Raw genomic sequence first — 22,076 nt, 5'->3', positions numbered from 1 at the left:
GACTCACCCTTCGTCGTTGCGGGCCGAACTCTTCCGCCGGGCACGCGCGGCTGCCCTGGACGCCGCCCGGTTGGCGGCCCGCTCGTCGAGCGCGGCGCGAGCGGCCGGCTCACGCCGCGCGAACGACACGAGCAGCCCGAGGGCGAACAGAGTCGGAAGCATGGCGGACCCACCGTATGACACCAGCGGCAGGGGTATGCCGGTGATGGGTAGCAGACCCAGGACGGCGCCCATGTTGACCAGTGCCTGGGCGGTGATCCATCCCACGATCCCGGCCGTGGCGAGACGGGTGAACGTGTCCTCGGTGCGCAGGGCGACCCGGATGCCGACATAGGCGAGGGTGAGGAACATTCCGAGCACCACGAGGGTGCCCACCAGGCCGAGCTCCTCCCCGATCACGGCGTAGATGAAGTCGGTGTGCGCCTCGGGCAGCCAGCCCCATTTCTCCCGGCTGTTGCCGATTCCGACGCCCCACCACCCTCCGGTGCCGAGGCCGAACAGGGAGTGCGCTGCCTGCCAGCCGGTGTTGCTGTAGTCGGCGAAGGGGTCCAGGAAGCTCACCAGCCGGCGCATGCGGTACGCGCTGTTGATGGCGAGGAACGTGACGAGTACGCCCACGACGGCGACGAACATCGCGAAGTAGCGCAGCGGCGTACCCACCACGAACAGCAGCACCAGCACCAGCGAGAACAGCACCAGCGACGTGCCGAGGTCGCGTTGCCCGAGCACCAGGGCGAGCACCAGCCCCGCCCCGGGCACGAACGGGATGACCAGGTGTTTCCAGTGCTGGAGCAGCTTCTCCTTGCGGGCCAGGACGTCGGCGCCCCACAGCACCAGCGCGAGCTTGGCCGCCTCGCTGGGCTGCAGCATGAACGGCCCGCCGAACGACAGCCAGTTGCGGTTGCCGTTGACCTCCACACCCATCGGGGTGAAGGTCAGCGCCAGCAGGACGAACGCCACGATCATCATGGGGTACGTGAACGCCCGCAGCAGCCGCAGCGGCAGCCTGGTGGCGACGAACGCGAGCGGTATGCCGGCGGCCACCCACATCAGCTGGCGCACGGCCATCGTGTAGGAGTTGCCGTAGGTCTCCAGCGAGTCGTAGCTGGACGCCGACAGGACCATCGCGATGCCCAGGGCCAGCAGCAGCCCGCTCACCCCGAAGATCAGGTGGTACGACGTCAGCGGCCGGTCCAGCAGTCCCCGCAGGTCGGCCAGCCAGCTCGACCGGCGCTCCGCCCGGGCGTCCCCGGTCTCCTCGGCGGTGGTCACGAGACTCCCGTCCCTGTGCGCAAGCGCGGCCTCCCGTTCAGCTGCTGTGCGGTGCACCTCCGGCGAGCCGCCGCGCCGCCGCGCTGAACGCGTCACCGCGCGCGCCGTAGCTCGCGAAGAGGTCGAAGGACGCGCACCCGGGCGCGAGGAGCACGGTGTCGCCTGGCCGGGCCAGGTGCCGCGCGTGCGCCACGACGCGATCCATTACCTCAGTCTCGCCGTCGGCGACCTCCACGACGGGGACCTCGGGCGCGTGTCGCGAGAGTGCCTCGAAGATCAGTCTCCGGTCGCGGCCCAGCAGGACGACGGCCCGCAGCCGGTCCTTCACGGCGTGTACCAGGTCGTCGAAATCCTGGCCCTTGGCAAGCCCGCCCGCGACCCAGACCACCGAGTCGTACGACAGCAGCGAGGCCAGCGCGGCGTGCGCGTTGGTCGCCTTGGAGTCGTCGACGTAGGGGATCCCGTCCACGTCCGCGACCCGCTGGATGCGGTGCGGCTCCAACGTGAAGTCGGTCAGCCCGGCCCGGACCGCGCCCGGCCGGACGCCGTGCGCGCGGGCCAGTGCCGCCGCAGCCAGCGCGTTGGCGACGTTGTGCGGCGCCGCCGACGGGAGGTCGCGGACGTTGCACAGCTCGGCGGCGGAGGTGCGGCGCTGCTCGACGAAGGCCCGGTCGGCGAGCACCCCGTCGACCACGCCGAGCATGCCGGCGGCCGGGATGCCGGCGCTGAAGCCGACCGCGCGGCAGCCCTCCACTACGTCGGCCGCCCGGACCAGCTCCTCGGTGGCGGCGTCGGCGACGTTGTAGACGCAGGCGATCTCGCAGCCTTCGTAGATCTTGCCCTTGTCGGCGGCGTAGCGGTCCAGGGTGCCGTGCCAGTCGAGGTGGTCGGGTGCGACGTTCAGCACGGCCGCCGCCCGCGGCCACAGCCGGCGCGACCAGTGCAGCTGGAAGCTGGACAGCTCCACGGCGAGGACGTCGTACGGCTCGGGGTCGAGCACGGCGTCCACGACCGGTGCGCCGATGTTGCCGACCGCCGCGGTCCGCAGCCCGGCGGCGGACAGGATCGAGGCCAGCATCCCCACCGTGGTCGTCTTGCCGTTGGTGCCGGTGAGGGTGAGCCAGGGTGCGGCGTGCTCGGGGTCGCGCAGGCGCAGCGCGAGGTCGACCTCGCCGAGAATCGGGACGCCGGCGGCCGCCGCCTGGGCCAGGATCGGGGCGTCGGGCCGCCAGCCGGGCGAGGTCACCACGACGTCGGGCAGGCCGGACCGGGAGGAGCCGAACGAGCCGGGGATGGCGTCGGTCGAGCCGGGCCCGAGCCGGACGTCGGCGCCGAGTGTCTCAAGGATCGTGGCGCGTTCGCGTTCGTCGTCCCCGTCGCGCTCGTCCACCACGGCCACCCGCGCGCCGACGCCCAGCAGGCCGGCGGCGGCGGAGTAGCCGGACACGCCGATCCCGGTGACGAGGGCGGACAGCTGCGGCCAGGGCGAGTGCCGGTCGGCGGTGTCCAGCCAGTCCGGACCCGCGGGGGCGTCAGGCGTGCTCATGCGCCGGACACCCACTCGGCGTAGAAGATCCCGATCGCGCCCGCCACACAGATCCCGCAGATGATCCAGAACCGGATCACGATGGTGACCTCGTTCCAGCCCTTCAGCTCGAAGTGGTGGTGGATCGGGGCCATCCGGAAGATCCGGCGCGGGGTGCCGGTGCGCCATCGGGTGAACTTGAAGAAGCCCGTCTGCAGCATCACCGAGGCCACCTCGATGAGGAAGAGGCCGCCGATGGCGATCAGCAGCAGCTCGGTGCGGGTGAAGACCGCCATCGCGGCCACCCCGCCGCCCAGTGCCAGCGAGCCGGTGTCGCCCATGATGATCTTGGCCGGTGAGGCGTTCCACCACAGGAAGCCGAAACAGGCCGCGGTGACGGCGAACGCCACCACCGCCAGGTCGTACGGGTCACGGACCTCGTAGCACTTCGCGGCCGGCTGGTTGAAGCACGCCTGGTTGAACTGCCAGACGCAGATCAGGGTGTACGCCGCGAACACCATCACCGAGGCGCCCGTGGCCAGGCCGTCCAGGCCGTCGGTGAGGTTGACGCCGTTGGACGTCGCCGCGATCAGAAAGAGCACCCACAGCACGAAGACGATCGAGCCGAGCTCCAGCCAGGGGACCCTGATGTCGCGGATGAAGGAGATGAACGTCGAACCCGGCCTGACGTTGCGCTCGTCCGGGAACTGCAGCGCCAGGATGGCGAAGATCACCGCGACGGACGTCTGCCCGGCGAGCTTGGTCTTGGCCCGAAGGCCCAGGCTGCGCTGCCGGGACACCTTGAGGTAGTCGTCCAGGAACCCGACGAGGCCGAGCCCGACCATCAGCATCAGCACCAGCGCGCCGGACGCGGACGGCAGCCGCCAGACGAACAGGTGCGCGGCGAAATAGCCGAGCACCGCGGCGACGATGATCACGACGCCGCCCATCGTGGGCGTACCCCGTTTGGTGTGGTGCGACGTCGGTCCGTCGTCGCGGATGATCTGGCCGTACCCCCGGGCGGCGAGCATCCGGATCGCGACAGGGGTGCCCAGCAGCGAGATCAGCAGCGAGACCCCACCGGCGAGGAGGATTGCCTTCACGCGCCGCCCTCCACGGTCCCGGTTCCCAGGCCGCCCGCACGGCTGCCCGCATCCTCACTCAGGGTGTCACCAAGATGACGCAACCCGGCGTCTCGCGAGGACTTGACGAGTACGACGTCACCGGCACGGAGCTCCCGCCGCAGCAGCGCGAGCGCCTGATCGGTGTCCGGCACGAAGACCGACTCCTCTCCCGAATATCCCTCGGACCGGGCTCCGCGCTCGATCGCACGGGCGCCCGCGCCCACCACCAGCAGCCGGGACACACCCAGCCGCACCGTAAGTCTGCCGATCCCCTCGTGGGCCTCGTCCGCGGCCTCCCCGAGTTCGAGCATCTCACCCAGCACGGCCCACGAGCGGCCGCCCCTCGCCAGCACCGGCAACGTCTCCAGCGCCGCCCGCATGGAGTCCGGGTTGGCGTTGTAGGCGTCGTTGACGATGGTCACGCCGTCGGAGCGGACGCTCACCTCCATCCGCCAGCGCGACAGCGCCACCGCGGCCGACAGGCTCTCGGCGACCGCGGCGACGTCCAGGCCGACCGCGAGGCCGACGGCGGCCACCGCCAGCGCGTTGGCGACGTGGTGCCGCCCGACCAGGCCGAGCGCCACCTTGGCGCTCCCGGCCGCGGTCACCAGCTCGAACGCCGCGCGGCCGGCGTCGTCGAGGCGTACACCCTCGGCACGGACGGTGGCGTCGGGCCCCTCGCCCACCAGGACGGTACGGCCGCGGTTTCGCCCGGCCATCGCGGCGACCAGCGGGTCGTCGGCGTTGAGGACCGCGACGCCATCCTCGCCGAGGGCCTCCACCAGCTCGCCCTTGGCCTTGGCCGTCATCTCCTTGCCGCCGAACTCGCCGACGTGGGCGAGGCCGACGTTGAGTACGACGGAGATGTCGGGCGGCGCCAGCTCGGTGAGGTAGCGAATGTGCCCGACCCTCTTCGCGCCCATCTCGAGCACGAGGTAGCGGGTCTGCTCGTCCGCGCGCAGGACGGTCAGCGGCATGCCCAGCTCGTCGTTCAGCGACCCCTCCGGCGCCACCGTCTCACCGGCTCCGGCGAGCAGTTGCCCGAGCAGGTCCTTGGTCGTGGTCTTGCCCGCCGAACCGGTGACCGCCACCAGGGTGAGGTCGGGAAGCCGGTCGAGCACGTGCCGGGCCAGCCGGCCAGCGGCCGCGACGGAGGCATCCCGGTGGCCCTGCGCGGGCGGGGCCACCACGCACGGCAGGCCCGGCAGCGGCCGGCTGCTCAGCACCGCCGCGGCCCCCTTGTGGACGGCTTCGGCGGCGAAGTCGTGCCCGCGCCCGTCGGCGACGAACAGCCCGCGCGGCGAGAGCTTCCGGGTGTCGGCGGCCACTCCCCCGGTGACGGTCGAGTCGGGGTCGGCCTCGTGCAGCTCCCCGCCGACCGCGGCCGCGATCTCCGCCAACGTCATCGTGATCATCGCTGCGCCCCTTCCTGACCGGCCTCGTGACCGGCTCCCTGACCGGCTTCGTGCCCTGCGGCCAGGGCGACGCCGTGGCGGCCGGACATCCGCGCCAGTTCCTCCGTGACGACGAACCGGTCGTCGAAGGGGTGCACCACCCCGGCGATCTCCTGGCCCTGCTCGTGACCCTTGCCCAGGACGAGCACGGTGTCGCCGGGCCGAGCGGCCCCAAGTGCGTAACGGATCGCCTCCCGCCGGTCGGCGACCTCGCGCACCTCGCCGCGGTCGGCGGCGGGCACCTCCCGGGCACCGGCGAGAGCGGCCGCCCGGATCGCCGCCGGGTCCTCCGAGCGCGGGTTGTCGTCGGTGATCACGATGAGGTCGGCGTGCCGGGCAGCGGTGGCGCCCATCAGCGGCCGCTTGCCCCGGTCGCGGTCCCCGCCGCAGCCCAGCACCGTGACCAGCCGGCCGGGTGTGCGCGCCCGCATGGTGTCCAGTGCCCGGGCGATCGCGTCCGGGGTGTGGGCGTAGTCGACCAGGACCACGAAGTCCTGGGCGGCGGTCACGCGTTCCATCCGGCCGGGCAGGGCCACCTCGGCGAACGCCGGGAGGAACTCCTCGGGATACAGCCCCGCGGTGGCGAGCACGGCGGTCGCCAGCAGGGCGTTGGCGACGTTGAAGTCCCCGGGCAGCGACAACGAGACGGCGACGTCGATCCCGCCGGGGCCGCGTACCCGGAAGGCGCTGCCGCCGTCGGTGGCCGGCTCGACCTCCTCGGCCCGCCAGTCGGCCGCCGGGTCACCGGCCGCGGAGTACGTCACCACCTCGATCGGCGCCTCGCGGACCAGCCGCCGCCCGTGCTCGTCGTCCAGGTTGACCACGCCGACGCGGGCGTGCGCGGGGGTGAACAGGCTCGCCTTGGCCCTGAAGTAGGACTCCAGGTCGCCGTGGAACTCCAGGTGGTCCTGGCTGAGGTTGGTGAACCCGGCCACGTCGTAGATCGTCCCGTCCACCCGGCCGTGGACGAGCGCGTGGCTGGACACCTCCATCGACACCGCCTGCACGCCGCGCTCGAGCATCACCGCAAGAAGCGCCTGCAGGTCCGGCGCCTCCGGAGTGGTCCGGGCGCTGGGCAGGGTCTCGGCGCCGATGCGGGTGCCGGTGGTGCCGAGCAGCCCCGTCCGCCGTCCGGCGTACCGAAGGGCGGCCTCCAGCAGGAACGCCGTGGTGGTCTTGCCGTTGGTGCCGGTGATCCCGAGCATCAGCAGGTCACGGGAGGGGTTGCCGTACACCCAGGCGGACAGCTCACCCACCACTGCCCGCGGGTCGGGCACCACGAGCGTCGCCAGCCCGGCCTCCTCGCACCGGCCCCGGCCGGCCGGGTCGGTCAGGGCGGCCACGGCGCCGCCGTCCGCGGCCGTCCGGGCGTACGTCGCTCCGTGGGAGCGGTCGCCAGGCCGGGCGACGTACAGGTCGCCGGGTACGACCGCGCGCGAGTCCTGGCTGATGCCGGTGATCACCACGTCGGCCCATCCGGCGTCGGAGCGCTCGGCGTACGACACCTCGGCCGGCGCCAGCTCGGCCCCCGGCATCGCGGAGAGGAAGGAGACGACCTCCGGCAGCGTCCGGCGGAGCGGACGTGTCGGACGCGGGGTCACCGCGCCGGTGGCGGGGACGGCCACGGGGTTTCCTCCCTCGATGTCGAGAATCTTCGCCCACCCCTGTCCGGGGCGGGCCGGCGCAGTGCGGCCCGGGATGTGGCCGGTCGCGCGTCCCCCACGCGCCACTGTCTGGGGCGTGAGGTTACAGCGTCACACCGGTGATCGCCTCCGGCCACGTCGCGGGCACGTCACGTGCCCTGACCGGGGCAGTGCCGGTGAGGGGCTCGGCCACCAGTGATCACCGGTGGTCACCTGTCGTCACCAGTGATCACCAGTACAGGGGCAGCACGGGCGACTTGGTGCCGGTGGGCGGGACGCCGTACTTCTGCAGGGTGAACGCCATGATGTCGTGGAAGACGGGTGCGGCGAGCCCGCTTCCGCTGTTGCCGCCCTTCTTGGGGTCCTGCAGGTCGACGTAGACCACGAAGCGGGGGTCGTCGGCCGGAGCGAACCCCGCGAACGACGCGGTGTAGCCCCGGTAGCAGCCGCAGCTCGAGTCCGCGCGCTGGGCGGTTCCGGTCTTTCCGGCGATCCGGTAGCCCGGGATCGCGGCCTTCGTGGCCAGCGCGTCGGGGCCCTGGACGACCTGCTCCATCATCCGGGCCACGGTGGCCGCCGCCTGCTTGCTCACCACCCGGGTCCGCTTGGGCGTGGGGTTCGGCGTGAGCTTGCCGTCGTCGTCGACGAACCCCTTCACCAGGCTGGGGTCGACCCGGACGCCGCCGTTGGCGACCGCGGCCACCGCGGCCGTCAACTGGACCGCGGTCACCGACATGCCCTGGCCGAACGAGATCGTCGCCCGGCGAAGCGCGGACCAGTCGGACGCCTTGCCGATGGTGCCTCCCGACTCGCCCGGGTACCTGACGGCGGTGGGCTTGCCCATCCCGAACTTGCGGAGGTAGGAGGCCTGCAGCTTCTTCGGCATGCCTTCCGCGGCCAGCACGACACCGATGTTGGACGACCTCGCCAGGGCGCCGGCGAAGGTGAGGTTGATCGTGCCGTGCCCCCACCAGTCACCGATCCTGCGCCCGTCGCGGATCAGCGAGCCGGGTGCTCGGATCTTCGTCGAGGGGGTGACGTAGCCGCTGTCGACCAGTGCGGCGGCGGTGAGCACCTTCTCCACACTGCCCGGCTCGTACACCTCCTGGAACGGCCGGTTGACCCGGTCCTCGGCAGGCGACTTCGTCGGGTGGTTGGGGTCGAAGGTCGGCGCGGTGGCGACCGCTACGAGTTCGCCGGTACGGGTGTCCATCACCACGATGTCACCGCTGCGGGACTCGGTGGCCTTGACCTGAGCGGCGATCGCCTGCTGGGCCGCCCACTGGACGTCCCGGTTGATCGTCAACTGCACGTTGGTGCCGGGTACGGGGTCCTCCTCCGAGCTGTGCGCGAGGGGGATCTGCTGGCCGTTCAGACCGCGCTCGTAGACCATGTGGCCGTCCTTGCCGCGCAGCTTGCCGTCCAGGGCGTACTCGAGTCCGGACAGTCCCCCGCCGTCGGAGCCGGTGAACCCGACGATGTTCGCCGCCACCTGCCCGGACGGATAGGTCCGCATCGGGTCGGGCTCGGTCAGCACCCCGCCGAAGCCCTCGGCCCGCAGGGCGTCGCGCGCCTTCTTCCAGGTCTGCGTCGGAACCTTGCGGGCGAGGTAGACGAACCTCGTCTTCGGTGTGCGCAGCTTCGTCGTCAGCTCCTGCTGGTCGACCTTCAGGATCGGAGCGAGCGTCTCGGCGATCTGCCCGGCGTCGGGCCGGGTGATCGTCGGGTCGGCGGTGACCGCCAGCGTGTCCACGGTGGTGGCGAGGGGTACGCCCGTCGCGTCGGTGATCTCACCGCGGGTCGCGTGCAGGGTGACCCGGCTGATGCGTTCCTTCACGGCCGCGTTGGCGTACGCCGCGCCGTCGAAGCCCTGCAGTTGGACGAGCCGGCCGGCGAACACCGACATCACGAACGCGACCAGCAGGAAACCCACACGGAGCCGGCGTTCGGTGTGCCCGAGCCGCAGGGTCCGGCCCGGGCGCTTGGGCGAGGGCCGGACCACCCGGGCCTGGGTGGCCGGCCGCCGGCGGCGTACAGGCACACCGCTCGCCGCCGGGGACGACCGGCGCGTGCTGCTCGCCGAGCCCGAAGTGCCGGTGGAACGCGAGGTGCCACTGGAGCGGGAGGTGCCGCCCGTACGCGAGGTGCCGCCGGACCGGCCGGTGGCGGCTCGGTTGGCACCGCGCGCGGGCCGACCGGTCGACGAACGCGCCGGCCGACCGGGTTGCCGCTCGCCGGAGGTGCCACCGGTGCCGCGGCCGGACCCGGAGCCGGAACGCCCGGAGCCGGTGGCGCGCTCGGACGGTTTGCGCGGACGCTCTCCGCTCACTGGTCACCCCCGCCCGACGTCGGCGGCTCCAGCGTCACCAGGGGCGCCGAGCCCGAGGGTTGCTCCGTCCGCGGTTGCTCCGCCTGCGACTGGTTGGTTCCGGACTGCGGTTGGGTGCCCTGGCCGGCGGTCGTGCCCGCGCCGGGATCGGTCCGTGTGCTCTCCTGGCCCGGCTGGGTGCCCTGCTGAGTGTTCTGCTGGGCGCCGGACTGGGTGCCTAACTGGCCGGTCGCCACCTGGGGCGAGCCGCCGGCGCGGGCCGACGGGGCCGACGGGGCCGGCGCCGGCGTCACGCGGGCCTTCGCGGGCACCGCGTCGCCGAGCACGGCCCCGTCGCGCAGGCGCAGGAACACCGGGTTGGTGTTGGGCACCATGCCGAGGCGTTCGGCCTGTCCGGCCAGGTGCTCGGGCGCCCGCATCACCGCGACCTGTTGCTCGAGCGCCGCCTGGCGGTCCTCCAGCAGAGTCGTCCGGCGCGACAGGTCGTGGATGGTGAACGAACCCTGCTGGACCGTGGTGTTGAGCAACAGCAGCCCGAGCAGGCCCGCGCTGAGGATCGCCACGACGAGGATGACGAACGGCGCCCTGGACTGCTGGGGCTCCGGTTTCGGCACCACCCGGAGCCGTGGCCGCGGAGCCACCTCCCGTACCGGCCGGTTGAGACTCTCCAGGGCACTCATGCCGCTCCCCCTCTGCTCGCCGTACGGCGACTGTCAAGAATCCGTTCCGCTGCCCGCATCCGCACCGACGTGGCGCGTGGGTTCGACTCCACCTCTTCCGGCGTGGCCTTCTCGGCCCCGCGGGTCAGCAGACGGAGTACGGCTTCGTGGCCGGGTGGTACTGCCGGGACGCCCGGCGGGACGTCCGGGCGCGCGAGGGCGCCCAACGTCTGCTTCACCAGGCGGTCCTCCAGCGAGTGGTAGGCCAGAACGACGACCCGGCCGCCGACGGCCAGCCGGTCCACCGCGGCCGGCAGCGCGCGTTCCAGGGCGGCGATCTCGCCGTTGACCTCGATCCGCAGCGCCTGGAAGGTGCGCTTGGCCGGGTGGCCGCCGACCTGCCGGTCGGCACCGGGGATGGCCGAGCGCAGCAGGTCGACCAGCTGCCTGCTGGTGGTCAGCGGCGTGCTCTCACGTTGCCGTACGACCGCGTCGGCGATCCGCCGGGCGAAGCGTTCCTCGCCGTACACCCGAAGGATCCGGGCCAGGTCCGCGGCGGAGTAGGTGTTGAGGACGTCGGCGGCGGTCGGGCCCCGGGTGGGATCCATCCGCATGTCCAGCGGCGCGTCCCGGCTGTACGCGAATCCGCGCTCCACCTCGTCCAACTGCAGGGAGGACACACCGAGGTCGAACAGAACTCCCTGCACCCGGCGGTGACCGAGGTCGGCGAGGACGTCCGGAAGCTGGTCGTACACCGCGTGGACGCAGGTCGCCCGGTCACCGAACCGCTCCAGGCGTTTCCCGGCGGCGGCCAGCGCCTGCGGGTCGCGGTCGAGGCCGACCAGGCTGGCCTGCGGGCACTCCTCCAGGAGCGCCTCCGCGTGACCACCCAGGCCGAGCGTGGTGTCCACCACCACGGAGCCGGTCTCGGTCAGTGCGGGAGCGAGCAGCGCCACCACCCGTGCCGCGAGGACGGGGACGTGGGTCGGCTCGCCGGCACGTGGGTTCATGGAGATTCTGTCCTCTCAGCCCGGCAGGCTCAGCAGGGTCGAGAGGGCGAACGACACGGCGGTGCAGACGAGAAGGGTGAGGCCGGCCGCCACGAACCGCGCGCGCAGCAACGGGCGCAACGCTTCCTGACCCGGGTCGAGCGGCAACGACCGGGCGGCGGGGTCGGTCGCACCGGACACGTGACCGGAGCGGTCCGCGCCGTGCCGGCGTGCCGGTTCCTTCACCTCGACCCCCACTGCTGGTGCTGCGTGTCGTCGCCGTGCGGCCAGGTCCCCGCCCGCTCGCTGGGGAAACCGCCGTCTGGCGCCGGGGAAGGTGCGTCAGAAGGCGCAGGGAGCGGGCTGGAGACCTCACCGCACGACCACTGCTTGCTCGATCGGTTGGACTGTCCGCCGGAACGACCGGTGGACGGGCATGTGACGGGGCTTGTTACAGGGCGGAACGTCACAGGATTCCTGGCAGCACCTCCTCGCTGAGCTCGGAGAACGCCTGCTCCTGGTCGCTGGAGTAGCTGCCCCAGGCCTCGGCGTCCCAGATCTCGACGCGGTTCATCGCGCCGATCACGACGCAGTCGCGCCGCAGTCCGGCGTACTCCCGCAGCATCGGCGGAAGAGTGATCCGCCCCTGCTTGTCGGGCTTCTCGTCGGAGGCTCCGGCGAACAGCATCCGGAGGTAGTCGCGCGCCGCCTTGTTGGTGACCGGCGCCTGTCGCATCTGTTCGGTCAGCCGACCGAACTCAGCCAGCGGCCAGACGGAGAGGCAACGCTCCTGTCCCCGTGTGACCACAAGGCCCTCCGCAAGCTCGTCCCGAAACTTGGCCGGTAGGAACAGCCGTCCCTTCTCGTCCAGACGCGGGGTGTGGGTGCCGAGAAACGTGGCCGCCACCTCCCCGTGAGGCTTCCTGGGTACCGCTGTCCACCACTGCGCGCCACTTTACCCCACCACCCTCCACCGTCAACCAGCGTTTGCCTCGGCGCGGCGCTTCTTCGTCTCGATGACTGTCGACATCTCCGCAGGTCAGAGCGGCGTTGGCGAACAGCGGAGGAAAAGGGAGCGGTGGAGCGGCACCGGTGGAGCAGGTGGAGCGGATGGAGGCATCCGAAGGTGAGCGTCGGCGTGTCGTTCGGCGTGTCGTTCGGCGTGTCGCCCGGCGCACCGTCGGTCCGGGCTGCCGAGCCGCCTTCTGTCGAACCGGCGTCGCGTTCCGCGCGTGCGAAGTACGGGGATGTCGTGCACCACGAGGTGCGTCATGACGCGGTTCGGCGACACGGTGGAGCGGAGTGGTGGGTCCGGTGGAGCGGAGTGGTGAGCGACGTACGTGACCCGGTGGAGCGATGTGGTGAGCGACCGGCACGTCGTCCGTTCCGCGAGCAGGTGACGCGACAAGGTCAGGGACCAGCCGGGTATCCAGGTCAAGGTGACGGAGCACCCGAAGAGACGTCGGACGACGCACCAATAGAGAGGACAGAAAGAGAGGAGCCTGGGAATTTCTCGCCGAGCGAGGATTCCGTGGCTCCGCCGACGTACGGTCGATGCCAGGAGTCGTCCGGCTCGGTTCAGACCGGCGGGATGTCCGACAGGAGGATCGTCATCAGCAACGCCAGCCAAGCATGGACATCAGATGCGATCCCCCATCCCCGGCAGGACCCGAACCTGAGACACTCGACCAACACGCCGCTTCGGCAGCGGCCCCATTGGTGAGGGAGGCCATGGTGTCGACCGGCCCGACGTTCGAGCCGACGAGGCGACCGGAGGAGCCGCGCTGGGCTCCGGCGGCGGACTTTCCCTATCTCGCACAGACCGCGGGCCGCGTCCGCGACGCGGTCCAGCGCGTGATCGAGGGCAAGCCCGACGTGGTCAGGACAGCGCTCACGGTCCTGCTCGCCGAAGGTCATCTGCTCATCGAGGACGTGCCCGGCGTGGGCAAGACGATGCTCGCCAAGGCGCTGGCGCGTTCGATCGACTGTTCCGTACGCCGCGTGCAGTTCACTCCCGACCTGCTCCCGAGTGACGTGACGGGCGTGTCGGTCTACAACCAGGAGACGCACGACTTCGAGTTCCGGCCGGGCGGCATCTTCGCCAACATCGTGGTCGGTGACGAGATCAACCGTGCCTCGCCCAAGACGCAGTCGGCGCTGCTGGAGTGCATGGAGGAGCGCCAGGTCACCGTGGACGGCACGACCTACCATCTCGAGGCGCCGTTCATGGTGATCGCGACGCAGAACCCCATCGAGATGGAGGGCACCTACCCGCTGCCCGAGGCGCAGCGCGACCGGTTCATGGCCCGCGTCTCGATGGGTTACCCGAGCCCGCAGGCCGAGTTGGAAATGCTCGACGCGCACGGGGCGGCCTCGCCGCTGGACGACCTGGAGCCGGTCACCGACGCCCGCGAGGTCGCCAAGCTGGTCGACATCGTGCAGGGCGTCTACGTCTCCCCGGCGGTCAAGGAGTACGCCATCGCGCTGGTGACCGCCACCCGCAACTCCCCCGACCTGCGGCTCGGCGCCTCGCCGCGGGCGACCCTGCACCTCGTCCGGGCGGCCCGGGCGGCGGCCGCGCTCGACGACCGGGAGTACGTCCTGCCTGACGACCTGCAGGCGCTCGCCGTCCCGGTCCTCGCACACCGGCTGCTGCCCGCCGCGGAGGCCCAGATCGCCAGGCGTTCGGCGGAGCAGGTCGTCACCGACCTGGTGCGGACCGTTCCGGTCCCCGACCCGCACCGCCGCTCTCGGTGACCCGAATGGGGGGACGGTTCTCTTCCCTCACCACCCGCGGCCGGGCTTTCCTGGCCGCGGGTGTCGCCGCCGCGGTCTGCGCCGTCGCCCTGGGGCAGAAGGACCTCCTCCGGGTGGCGGTGTTCCTCCTCGCCATGCCGGTGGTGACCGTCCTCGTGGTCACCCGCACCCGCTACCGCATCGCCGCCTCCCGGACGATCGAACCCGTGCGGGTGCAGGTCGGCGAGCAGGCCACCGTACGCCTGCGGCTGGAGAACGTCGGCCGGATGCCCACCGGCCTGCTCCTCCTCGAGGACCAGGTGCCTTATCTCCTCGGTTCCAAGCCGCGGTTCGTCCTGGACCGGATGTCGGCCCGGTGGCGCCGCGACGTCACCTACCCCGTGCGGTCGGAGGCCCGCGGCCGGTTCACGGTCGGTCCGCTGACCCTGCGCGTCACCGATCCGTTCGGCCTGGTGGAGCTGTCCCGGTCGTTCCGGTCCCAGGAGGTCTTCCTGGTCACGCCGCGGGTGTACGCCCTCCCGTCGGCGAAGGCGGCCGGCGAGTGGTCCAGCAACGGTGAGCACAACCAGCGCGCGGTGTCCGCCGACGGCGAGGAGGACGTCACCGTCCGGGAGTACCGCGACGGCGACGACCTGCGCCGGGTGCACTGGCGGTCCAGCGCCCGCCGCGGAGAGCTCATGGTGCGGCGGGAGGAGCAACCCTGGCAGAGCCGCGCCACCGTGTTCCTCGACACCCGCCGGATCGGCCATCGCGGAAGCGGCGCGACGTCGTCGTTCGAGTGGGCGGTGAGCGCGGCCGGTTCGGTCGGCGTGCACCTGCTGCGCCGCGGCTTCTCCGTACGCCTGCTGACCGACGCCGGCGCTTCGGTGCTGGCGACCGCGCGTGAGTCGGGCCCGTCGGTGGAGTCCGAAGGGCAGATCCTGGACGCCCTCGCCGTGGTCGCGCCGTCGTCGATCGGGCACCTGTCCCAGACGTCCCTGACGGCGGCCAACGACGGTTCGCACGGCCTGTTGGTGGCGGTGCTCGGAGTCGTCACCCCCGCCGAGGCCCAGGCACTGGTGCAGGCACGGCAGCGGTCCAGTGCGGCGTTCGCGATCGTCGTCGACACCCCGTCCTGGGCGGCGGGCAACGAACGCGCACCACAGGCGATGGCCGAACAACTCGCCGAGAGCGTCCGGATGCTGCGCCGCGGCGGGTGGCGGGTCACGGTGGTCAGGCACGGCACGACCGTTCCGGCGGCCTGGGCCCAGCTGGTGCTCGGCGAGGAGGCCGCCGCCGAGTCCCGGCCGCCCACGTCTCCCACGTACTCGCCGGCGCCGGCCGCCGCGACCGGGCCTACGGCCGTGGTGGCGAACGACTCCGCGGCCCCGCCAGGCGCGGCCACGACACCGACCATCACTCGTGAGGAGACCTGGGGAGGTCAGGCGTCATGAGCAGCGCACTTCGGCGGAGCCTCACGGCCTTCCTCGCCACCGTCTTCGCCTCGCTCGCGCTGTTCCCCGCCTACGCCAGCACCGAGTGGCTGTGGTCGGCCGTGCTGGCCGCGCTGTTCGTCACCACGATCGGGTTCGTCCTCCGCCAGGTCGGAACGCCGCGGCTGCTCGTACCCCTCGGGCAGCTGGCCGCGCTCGGGTGGGCGTTCGTGCTGGTCTACGCACCCCACGACCTGCGGTTCGGGTTCCTGCCCACCGGCGAGTCGGTGCTGGCGCTGGCCCACCGCATCAACGACGGCCTGCTGATCGTGGTGCGCTACGCCGCACCGGTCCCCTACGACGCCGACCTGGTGATGGTGACCGCGATCGGCATCGGCCTCGTCGCGATCGCCGTCGACCTGCTGGCGGCGACGTACCGGCTGACCCCGTGGGCCGGCCTGCCGCTGCTGCTCGTCTACAGCATCCCGGCCACCACCGTCTCCGGCGGCATCTCCGCGCTCGCGTTCGTCCCCGCCGCGATCGGCTACGTCGTCCTGCTGCTCGGCGAGGGCCGCGAACGCCTCGGCAGATGGGGACGCGTGATCGGCCTCGCCGACGAGGTCGCCGGGCCGCAGGAAACCGTGCAGACCTCCCTGCTCGGCCAGACCGGCCGGCGAGTGAGCGCCGCGGTGATCGGGCTCGCGGTCGTCGTACCAGCGGTCGTGCCGACGCTTCCGGAGAGCGTGCTGGGGCGCGGGGAGGGCGGCGGGATCGGGCCGGCCAGCCGCACGATCAAGGTGAACAACCCCATCGTCGACCTCAAACGCGACCTGAAGCGTCCGCAGGACTTCCCGGTGATGACGTACACCACCGGATCCAACTCCCCCGACTACATCAAGCTCGTCACGCTGGACGAGTTCGACGGCGACCGCTGGCGGCCCTCCCCCCGCAGCGTCAGCAACGTCACCCCCGACAAGACGGACTACGCGCGGCTCCCCGATCCGCCGGGACTGCGCAGCAACGTCGCGAAGACCCTGGTGACGACGAAGTTCCAGGTGACCGACGCGCTGCAGTCGAGGTGGCTGCCGACGCCGTACCCCGCGACCGCGGTGAAGACGACGGCCGACTGGGGGTACGACCCGGAGACTTTGGACATCGTGCTCCGTGGTCAGGAGTCGGCCGGGCTCTCCTACGACGTACGCACGCTCAACGTCGACTACACCCCGGCCGAGCTTCGAGACGCCGGGCCGCCGCCGGCCGCGGTGTTCGACCGCTACACAAAGCTCCCGCCGAACATCCCGAAGCAGGTCCTGCGGCTGGCCCGGACCAAGACCGCGAAGGCGCGGACCGCCTACGACAAGGCGGTGGCGCTGCAGACCTGGTTCCGCAACGACTTCATCTACGACCTCGAGGTCCAGCCCGGCCACGGGGGGTCGGCGATGCTCGAGTTCCTCGCCGACCGGCGCGGCTACTGCGAGCAGTTCGCCGCCACCATGGCCATCATGGCGCGCTCGCTCGACATCCCCGCGCGGGTGAGCGTCGGCTACATGCCGGGCACCCGGCAGGCCGACGGGCGCTGGCTGGTGACCTCCCACGACTCCCACGCCTGGCCCGAGCTGTACTTCGCGGGATACGGATGGGTGCGGTTCGAGCCGACTCCGCAGTCACAGACGGGCGTCGCTCCGGTGTGGACCGTCCCCGACACCACCACGCCGAGCACGCCGGTCCCCGACCAGCGCGACAACCCCGAGAACCCGCGGCAGAACCGCAACCCGTCGTCGTCGCCGACGCCGTTGCCGAACCGGAACGACCACATCAACGCCGTACCCACCGCGCCGACCCGCCCGGGGTTCGACGTCCTGCCCGTGCTGGTCGTTCTGGCGGCGCTCCTGATCGTGGCCATGCCGATGCTGGCGCGGGTCGGTATTCGCCGGACCCGGTTGTCCCAGCGGAGCCCGGAACGACTGGTCGAGGCCGCCTGGCGGGAGCTCGCCGACGTGACGGCCGACCTCGGAGTGCCCTGGGACAACGCCACGACGCCGCGTACGGCCGGGGTTCGGCTGGCCGACCGGCTACCGGCGTCGGCGCACCAGGCGCTGCGAACCGTGGTCGACGCGGTCGAACGCGGACGGTACGCCCCGTCTCCGGGCGAGGTCGGCGACGTGCGCGCGGCGGTGGTCACGGTGACCCGGGCGCTGTCCGGCCAGGTGACCCTGGCCCGCCGGCTGCGGGCATGGCTGGCCCCGGTCTCGTTGTGGCGTCGGCTGCCGGCGCTGTGGTCCCCGGTGAGCGGCCTGCTCGACCGGGTGGACACGCTCGGGCCGCGACTTGCCCGGCGGTGGCGACGCGGCCGGATGGCCGGCACCAGCCGCTGAGCACCAGCCCCTGAACGCGGGTCGTCGAGCACCGACCGCTGGCACACCAGTGTCCGAGTGGGCACCAGCCGCGGAGCGTCGGTCACCGAGGTGGGTGCGGCCTCAGTCGTGGCCCGAAGGTCGGGGGCCGGCCGAACGTCAGAACCCGGACTCGCGGCGGCGCCGCCAGCGTTCTTCGACGCGTTGCATGAAGGTGCCGCTGGGCTTGGGACGACGGCCTCTGGGCTTGGCCTGCCCGCTCGGCTTGGCCTGTCCGCCGCGTGGTCGCTGACCACGCCCGCGAAGCGGCACCACCTTGGGTGACTCGCCGGCCGCGGGCATGTGCCGCAGGCTGGTGGCGACGTAGTAGGCGGAGACCAGCATGACCAGGAAGCCGAGCACGCTCACCGCGACGAACCCGCTCTGCCCGGTGGTCATCATGATCGCACCGCCGAGCATCAACACCATGCCGACGACGAAGACAGCGGCTCCGATCACGGCACGCCGGCGCTGGCGCGTGCGCAGATCGACCCCCCGCAACGCCGAGGCCAACTTCGGGTCCTCGGCGGCAAGGGCCCGCTCCATCTGCTCGAGCAGTCGCTGCTCGTGGTCAGAGAGAGGCACCTGACCTCCAACGGGACACTGCCGTGTTCGATCTTCAATGAGCCTAGATGAAAGTCTAGGCAGGCTCGGAACGGCACGGTAGCCGACCTTGCACGTTCGACGGTACCGGCGGGTAAAAGTCGGCTACGACGACCTCTGTCCGCATGGCGACGTTCGAAGCGATGCTTCCCACCGACACCGTACCCGAGCCGGCGGCTTCAGGCGCGTCGGCCGGGATCACTGCCTGCGGGCAAGCAGGTGGAGCTGGGCGGACAGGACGCGAAACTTCGGATGTGCCGAGGCCTGGGACTCGAGATCGAGCAGGGCGGCGGTCGCCCCCGGCTCGTCGGCCAGGCCGGCCGGCAGCAGATCGGCGAAGACCCGGACGCCGCGTTCGTCGACCACCACGAGTCCGGCGTTCTCGGCGAGCCCGCGCAGCTGCTCGGGGGTGAAGCGACGTGGTGTCCGGCCGGCCTCCACCGGGTCGTCGGCGGCGGCGAGTGCCGCCCGCGCCTGGTCGAGGTGGCCGCTCAGCACCTTGGCCAGAACGGCGGCGTAGCGGTTGGCCGCCACCAGGCTCAGCGCGCCACCTGGCCGCAGCACGCTCGCCATCGCGTGCACGGCCACCTGCGGGTCGTCGACCACTTCCAGCACGCTGTGGCAGAGCACCAGATCGGTGGTCGCCTCGCCGAGAAGCTCCCGCAGACTCACCGCGTCACCCTGCACCGCCTGGACGCGCTCGGTGACCTGCGCCTCTGCGGCCCGGCGTTCGAGCGCGGCGAGGGAGTCCGGGCTGGGGTCGACGACCGTGACCTGGTGGCCCATCCGCGCGATGGGGACCGCGAGGTGCCCGGTGCCACCGCCTGCGTCGACCACCCGGAGGGCGGACCGACCGGACTTGGCCACCTGGTCGTCCAGGGCGGTTCGGACCAGGCGTCCGACCACTTCGTCACGAAGCGACCGGCGGCGTCCGGGTGCCGAACCGCTGAAGGAGTCGGCGGCCCGCTGACCGGTACCACCTTCGGCGTCCAGGCTGCGCTCGGGCACGAAACGGCCCTCCTCTGGGCTGGGTGACAGGCGTCACCAGCCTAGGCTGCCGTGCGGACCCGGCCGCGAAGCCGTCACCGGGTCAGGCGGCCGCGCCCGGGCCGTGGACCCGCAGGCTCGTCCGGCCCAGACGATCGCCGTCGGCTGGGTCGGACTGATGCGGCAGCGAGGGCTGGTGCGGCAACTCCAGCATCGCCTCCACGACCGCGATGAAGCGCTCGACGTCGCGGACCAGATCGTCGGCGTCCCGGTCGGTCACCGCCCTGGGAAGTCCGGCCTCGGCGGCCGCGCGCTTGCCGGCGCCGGCGGCGAAGAACGCCGCCCACTCGGCGAGCTCCGGGGCGACCCGGGCCAGCAGCGTCCACGCGTCGCGACGACCTCGGCGAACGGTCGGCCCCGTGCGTGCGGCCAGGACGGCCGCCGCGGTGCGCAGGGCGGCGACGTGGGCGGCGGAGTAGCGCTCGGTCGCGAGCTCGGCCATCCGGGCCTCGGCCAGGGAGGCCCGGGCACGGTCGAGCGCCTCGAAGACACTCGGGCCGAGCGGAGCCTGGAACGACGGACTCGACTGTGTGCGCATGGGTTGGCCCTTCCGTTGCCTCAGAGCATCCCGGCCGTGGCCGGGACGGAGCCTGCCTGCTGCTCGTCGGCGCGGGCGCCGACGTGGCACCGAGCTCGCCGGCAGCCGAACCGGGCGGGACGCTTTCCCCTGCCCCTGCGCGTCCCGCCCGGGGCCAACGGCGATCCGGCGGGGGCAGGGACGAGCCTCCCCCGTCGGACTTCGCGACCCGACTCGGGAGATCGCTCGGCTCCCCCGAATCGGTAGGTCGAACATACGTTCGACCTACGAGAGAAGTTAACCCACCCGGCCGGCGCCGTCAACCGGACACGGCACGGCCATCCGGGCGGGGTGGCGCGGGACCTCGTGTAACACTCACGTACTGCCATGTCGCCAGTCTTGCGGTGACCACCGACAATCCCGGCCGGCAGCGACCAGGCAGGCGGATTCCCAGGGCCGACGACGCCACCGACCACGCCGACAGCGCAGAGATCAGTGGGCCACCGCCAAGCGCAGAATCCGGGCAGCGAGGAACTTTGGTGATTTTCTGTGAGGAAAGTCGTACGCACGGTGTCTATGTTGCGGCAGGATGCAAAACGTGAGGCGTGCTGACGGGCCGGCCCGGACCGGCTACCGCGGTCTGCTCCGAAACCACGAGTTCTCGGGGCTGTTCGTCGCGGACGTCGCCTCACGGATCGGCAGTCAGCTGGGGAAGTTCGCCCTGGCCGCCCTCGTCTACGAACGCACCCGGTCGGCCGCCCTGGCCGCGGTGACGTTCGCCGTCACCTACCTGCCCGGCCTGCTCGGCGGTCCGGTGCTGTCCACCCTGGCCGACCGGCTGCCCCGGCGCGGGCTGCTGATCACCTGTGACGTCGTACGAGCCGTGGTCACAGCGCTGATCGCCCTCCTCGGCGACAACATCCCGCTGGCGCTCGCCCTGCTCCTGCTCGCGGAGTTCTTCCGGGTGCCGTTCGGAGCCGCGCGGACGGCGATCCTGGCCGACGTCCTGCCCGCCGAGCGGTTCGCCGCCGGAAACGCTCTGGTCGCCACCAGCCAGCAGGCCGTCCAGGTGATCGGCTTCGCGGCCGGCGGGTTCGTCGTCGTCCTCATCGGCTCGCCCGCGGCGCTGGGTGTCAACGCGCTGGCGTACGCCGTGTCGGCCGTGCTGCTGGCGGTGTTCGTCGTGTCCCGGCCGGCACCGGCACGGCCCGCCGGCGGCGCGCGCCACCCGATCCTGCGCGACACCTGGCAGGGCCTGCGAGTCGTCCGGGACACCGCGCGGATGCCGAGCCTGTTCTGCCTCCTGTTCCTGGGACCGACGGTCCTGGCCACCGCCGAGGGCCTCGCCCTGCCGCTCGCCGCCGAACTCGGGCTCGGCGACCAGGGCGCGGGCATCCTGCTCGCGGCGCCGCCGCTGGGCAGTGCGGTCGGCCTGCTCGCGGTGGGGCGGATGTCGACGCGGGGACGGGAACGCCTGGTGGCCCCGGGTTCGGTCGCGGTCGGGCTGTGCGTCGCGGCGGCGGGACTGGCGGGGCCGGCGGTGCTCGTGGTGGCCGCGCTGCTGCTGGCCGGCCTGGCGATGGGACACGTCGCCCAGCTTCAGGCCGCCATCGTGGGGCTGGTGCCTGCCGGCGCACGGGGCCGGGTGGTCGGCCTCGCCAACACCGCACTCCAACTCGGCCAGGCCCTGGCCCTTCTGCTCGCCGGGGTGATCGCCCAGGCGACGTCGAGTCGTGGGGTGCTGGTCGGGGCCGGTGTGGCCGCCGGGATGGCGGCGGCCGCGGTGGTCGGCCGGGATCCCGTCGCGCGACGTGAGAGCCGACCCGAGCCGGTGATCGCGGACGGCCTGCCGAGCGGCGGTCCCGTGGCGCCGCGCGTGCCCGGCCCGGCGGGAGCGCAGCCGGCGGGAATGCGACCGGCTGAAGGTCGACCGGCGGACGTACAGCCGGCCGAAGGGCTGCTGGCCGGACGGGAGGCGGAGCATCGGCCGGCAGGGTGAGCCCCACCCCCGTGGGGGCCCACCCGCGCCGTCCCGCCTCGGCGGCGAATCGGTCCGGGCCCAGGACCACCGCCGTGGCGGGCGTTCGCGGCCCTGACGGCCGCCGAACGCGTTGGAAAGATCCTGTCTCGGACCGGCCGACGCCAGCATCCGGCGTCGTACTCATTCCCACGTAGGTACTCACCACTCCTGTGTCGGGTGTCCACTGAGGGCCGGACACCAGTCCCCCACGGGTACGCGGCGCCGACACGGCGGCCCGGCGTCCGCGTTCGGCCATGGTCGTGGGTGACACTTGCCTGGCGCGGAGTCCTGGCGCGGAGTCCTGGCGCGGACACGTCGTCCCCGGCAGGCGA

General features: G+C 72.3%; 17 protein-coding genes. 4 read left to right on the top strand and 13 right to left on the bottom strand.

Annotation, left to right across the window (positions count from 1 at the left end; all coding sequences use genetic code 11):
- Window positions 1-3: 3 nt before the first annotated feature.
- From ftsW to mraZ, 10 genes are all read right to left on the bottom strand, one after another.
- The gene (ftsW, locus tag F4554_RS12135; protein WP_337795994.1) at window positions 4-1,272 is read right to left on the bottom strand and encodes a putative lipid II flippase FtsW; all 1,269 of its coding nucleotides are present in this window, start codon (window positions 1,270-1,272) and stop codon (window positions 4-6) included.
- Between the two features lie 37 nt (window positions 1,273-1,309).
- Window positions 1,310-2,818 carry a UDP-N-acetylmuramoyl-L-alanine--D-glutamate ligase gene (gene murD / locus F4554_RS12130; protein ID WP_179787474.1) on the bottom strand — a complete coding sequence of 503 codons (1,509 nt, stop codon included), beginning with the start codon at window positions 2,816-2,818 and terminating at the stop codon, window positions 1,310-1,312.
- The gene (gene mraY, locus F4554_RS12125; RefSeq protein ID WP_179787473.1) at window positions 2,815-3,900 is read right to left on the bottom strand and encodes a phospho-N-acetylmuramoyl-pentapeptide-transferase; all 1,086 of its coding nucleotides are present in this window, start codon (window positions 3,898-3,900) and stop codon (window positions 2,815-2,817) included. The genes murD and mraY overlap by 4 nt, the downstream gene beginning before the upstream one ends.
- Window positions 3,897-5,336: a UDP-N-acetylmuramoyl-tripeptide--D-alanyl-D-alanine ligase gene (locus F4554_RS12120; protein WP_179787472.1), complete on the bottom strand. Its 1,440-nt coding sequence runs from the start codon at window positions 5,334-5,336 to the stop codon at window positions 3,897-3,899. The genes mraY and F4554_RS12120 overlap by 4 nt, the downstream gene beginning before the upstream one ends.
- Window positions 5,333-6,910 (bottom strand): UDP-N-acetylmuramoyl-L-alanyl-D-glutamate--2,6-diaminopimelate ligase, encoded by a 1,578-nt coding sequence (locus tag F4554_RS12115; RefSeq protein ID WP_179791476.1) that lies wholly within the window; start codon window positions 6,908-6,910, stop codon window positions 5,333-5,335. The genes F4554_RS12120 and F4554_RS12115 overlap by 4 nt, the downstream gene beginning before the upstream one ends.
- A 337-nt stretch (window positions 6,911-7,247) precedes the next feature.
- The gene (locus F4554_RS12110; protein WP_337795992.1) at window positions 7,248-9,347 is read right to left on the bottom strand and encodes a peptidoglycan D,D-transpeptidase FtsI family protein; all 2,100 of its coding nucleotides are present in this window, start codon (window positions 9,345-9,347) and stop codon (window positions 7,248-7,250) included.
- Window positions 9,344-10,027, bottom strand: coding sequence for a cell division protein FtsL (gene ftsL, locus F4554_RS12105; RefSeq protein ID WP_179787471.1), 684 nt, complete (start codon window positions 10,025-10,027; stop codon window positions 9,344-9,346). Before ftsL ends, F4554_RS12110 begins: the two co-directional genes overlap by 4 nt.
- Window positions 10,024-11,016: a 16S rRNA (cytosine(1402)-N(4))-methyltransferase RsmH gene (gene rsmH, locus F4554_RS12100; protein WP_179787470.1), complete on the bottom strand. Its 993-nt coding sequence runs from the start codon at window positions 11,014-11,016 to the stop codon at window positions 10,024-10,026. Before rsmH ends, ftsL begins: the two co-directional genes overlap by 4 nt.
- A 15-nt stretch (window positions 11,017-11,031) precedes the next feature.
- Window positions 11,032-11,241, bottom strand: a complete 210-nt coding sequence (locus F4554_RS12095) for a hypothetical protein (RefSeq protein ID WP_179787469.1) — start codon at window positions 11,239-11,241, stop codon at window positions 11,032-11,034.
- A 220-nt stretch (window positions 11,242-11,461) separates the two neighbouring features.
- Window positions 11,462-11,902, bottom strand: a complete 441-nt coding sequence (gene mraZ, locus F4554_RS12090; protein WP_179787468.1) for a division/cell wall cluster transcriptional repressor MraZ — start codon at window positions 11,900-11,902, stop codon at window positions 11,462-11,464.
- A gap of 824 nt (window positions 11,903-12,726) precedes the next feature.
- On the opposite strand from mraZ, the gene F4554_RS12085 reads away from it, so the two are divergent.
- Genes F4554_RS12085 through F4554_RS12075 form a run of 3 tightly spaced genes read left to right on the top strand, consistent with a single transcriptional unit; the run spans window position 12,727 to window position 17,539 of the window.
- The gene (locus tag F4554_RS12085) at window positions 12,727-13,752 is read left to right on the top strand and encodes an AAA family ATPase (RefSeq protein ID WP_179787467.1); all 1,026 of its coding nucleotides are present in this window, start codon (window positions 12,727-12,729) and stop codon (window positions 13,750-13,752) included.
- Window positions 13,753-13,757: 5 nt separating this feature from the next.
- A complete protein-coding gene (locus F4554_RS12080) occupies window positions 13,758-15,185 on the top strand; it encodes a DUF58 domain-containing protein (RefSeq protein WP_179787466.1) in 1,428 nt (475 codons plus the stop codon).
- Window positions 15,182-17,539: a transglutaminase TgpA family protein gene (locus tag F4554_RS12075; RefSeq protein ID WP_179787465.1), complete on the top strand. Its 2,358-nt coding sequence runs from the start codon at window positions 15,182-15,184 to the stop codon at window positions 17,537-17,539. The genes F4554_RS12080 and F4554_RS12075 overlap by 4 nt, the downstream gene beginning before the upstream one ends.
- A 138-nt stretch (window positions 17,540-17,677) precedes the next feature.
- Here F4554_RS12075 and F4554_RS12070 read toward each other — a convergent pair whose 3' ends face one another.
- The 3 genes from F4554_RS12070 to F4554_RS12060 form a co-directional block, all read right to left on the bottom strand.
- Window positions 17,678-18,142 carry a DUF3040 domain-containing protein gene (locus F4554_RS12070; protein WP_179787464.1) on the bottom strand — a complete coding sequence of 155 codons (465 nt, stop codon included), beginning with the start codon at window positions 18,140-18,142 and terminating at the stop codon, window positions 17,678-17,680.
- A gap of 216 nt (window positions 18,143-18,358) precedes the next feature.
- Window positions 18,359-19,168 (bottom strand): methyltransferase domain-containing protein, encoded by an 810-nt coding sequence (locus F4554_RS12065; RefSeq protein WP_337795991.1) that lies wholly within the window; start codon window positions 19,166-19,168, stop codon window positions 18,359-18,361.
- An 82-nt stretch (window positions 19,169-19,250) separates the two neighbouring features.
- Entirely contained in the window at window positions 19,251-19,745 is a 495-nt protein-coding gene (locus tag F4554_RS12060) for an SAV_6107 family HEPN domain-containing protein (RefSeq protein WP_179787463.1), read from the bottom strand.
- A gap of 577 nt (window positions 19,746-20,322) precedes the next feature.
- Between F4554_RS12060 and F4554_RS12055 the strand changes: the two genes are divergently transcribed.
- Entirely contained in the window at window positions 20,323-21,723 is a 1,401-nt protein-coding gene (locus F4554_RS12055; RefSeq protein ID WP_179787462.1) for an MFS transporter, read from the top strand.
- The last annotated feature ends 353 nt before the right edge of the window (window positions 21,724-22,076 follow it).

Source organism: Actinopolymorpha rutila (genome assembly GCF_013407855.1).
GTDB classification, from domain to species: Bacteria; Actinomycetota; Actinomycetes; order Propionibacteriales; family Actinopolymorphaceae; genus Actinopolymorpha; species Actinopolymorpha rutila.
The sequence above is the reverse complement of the archived record's forward strand: the minus strand, read 5'-3'. Positions and strand labels throughout refer to the sequence as shown.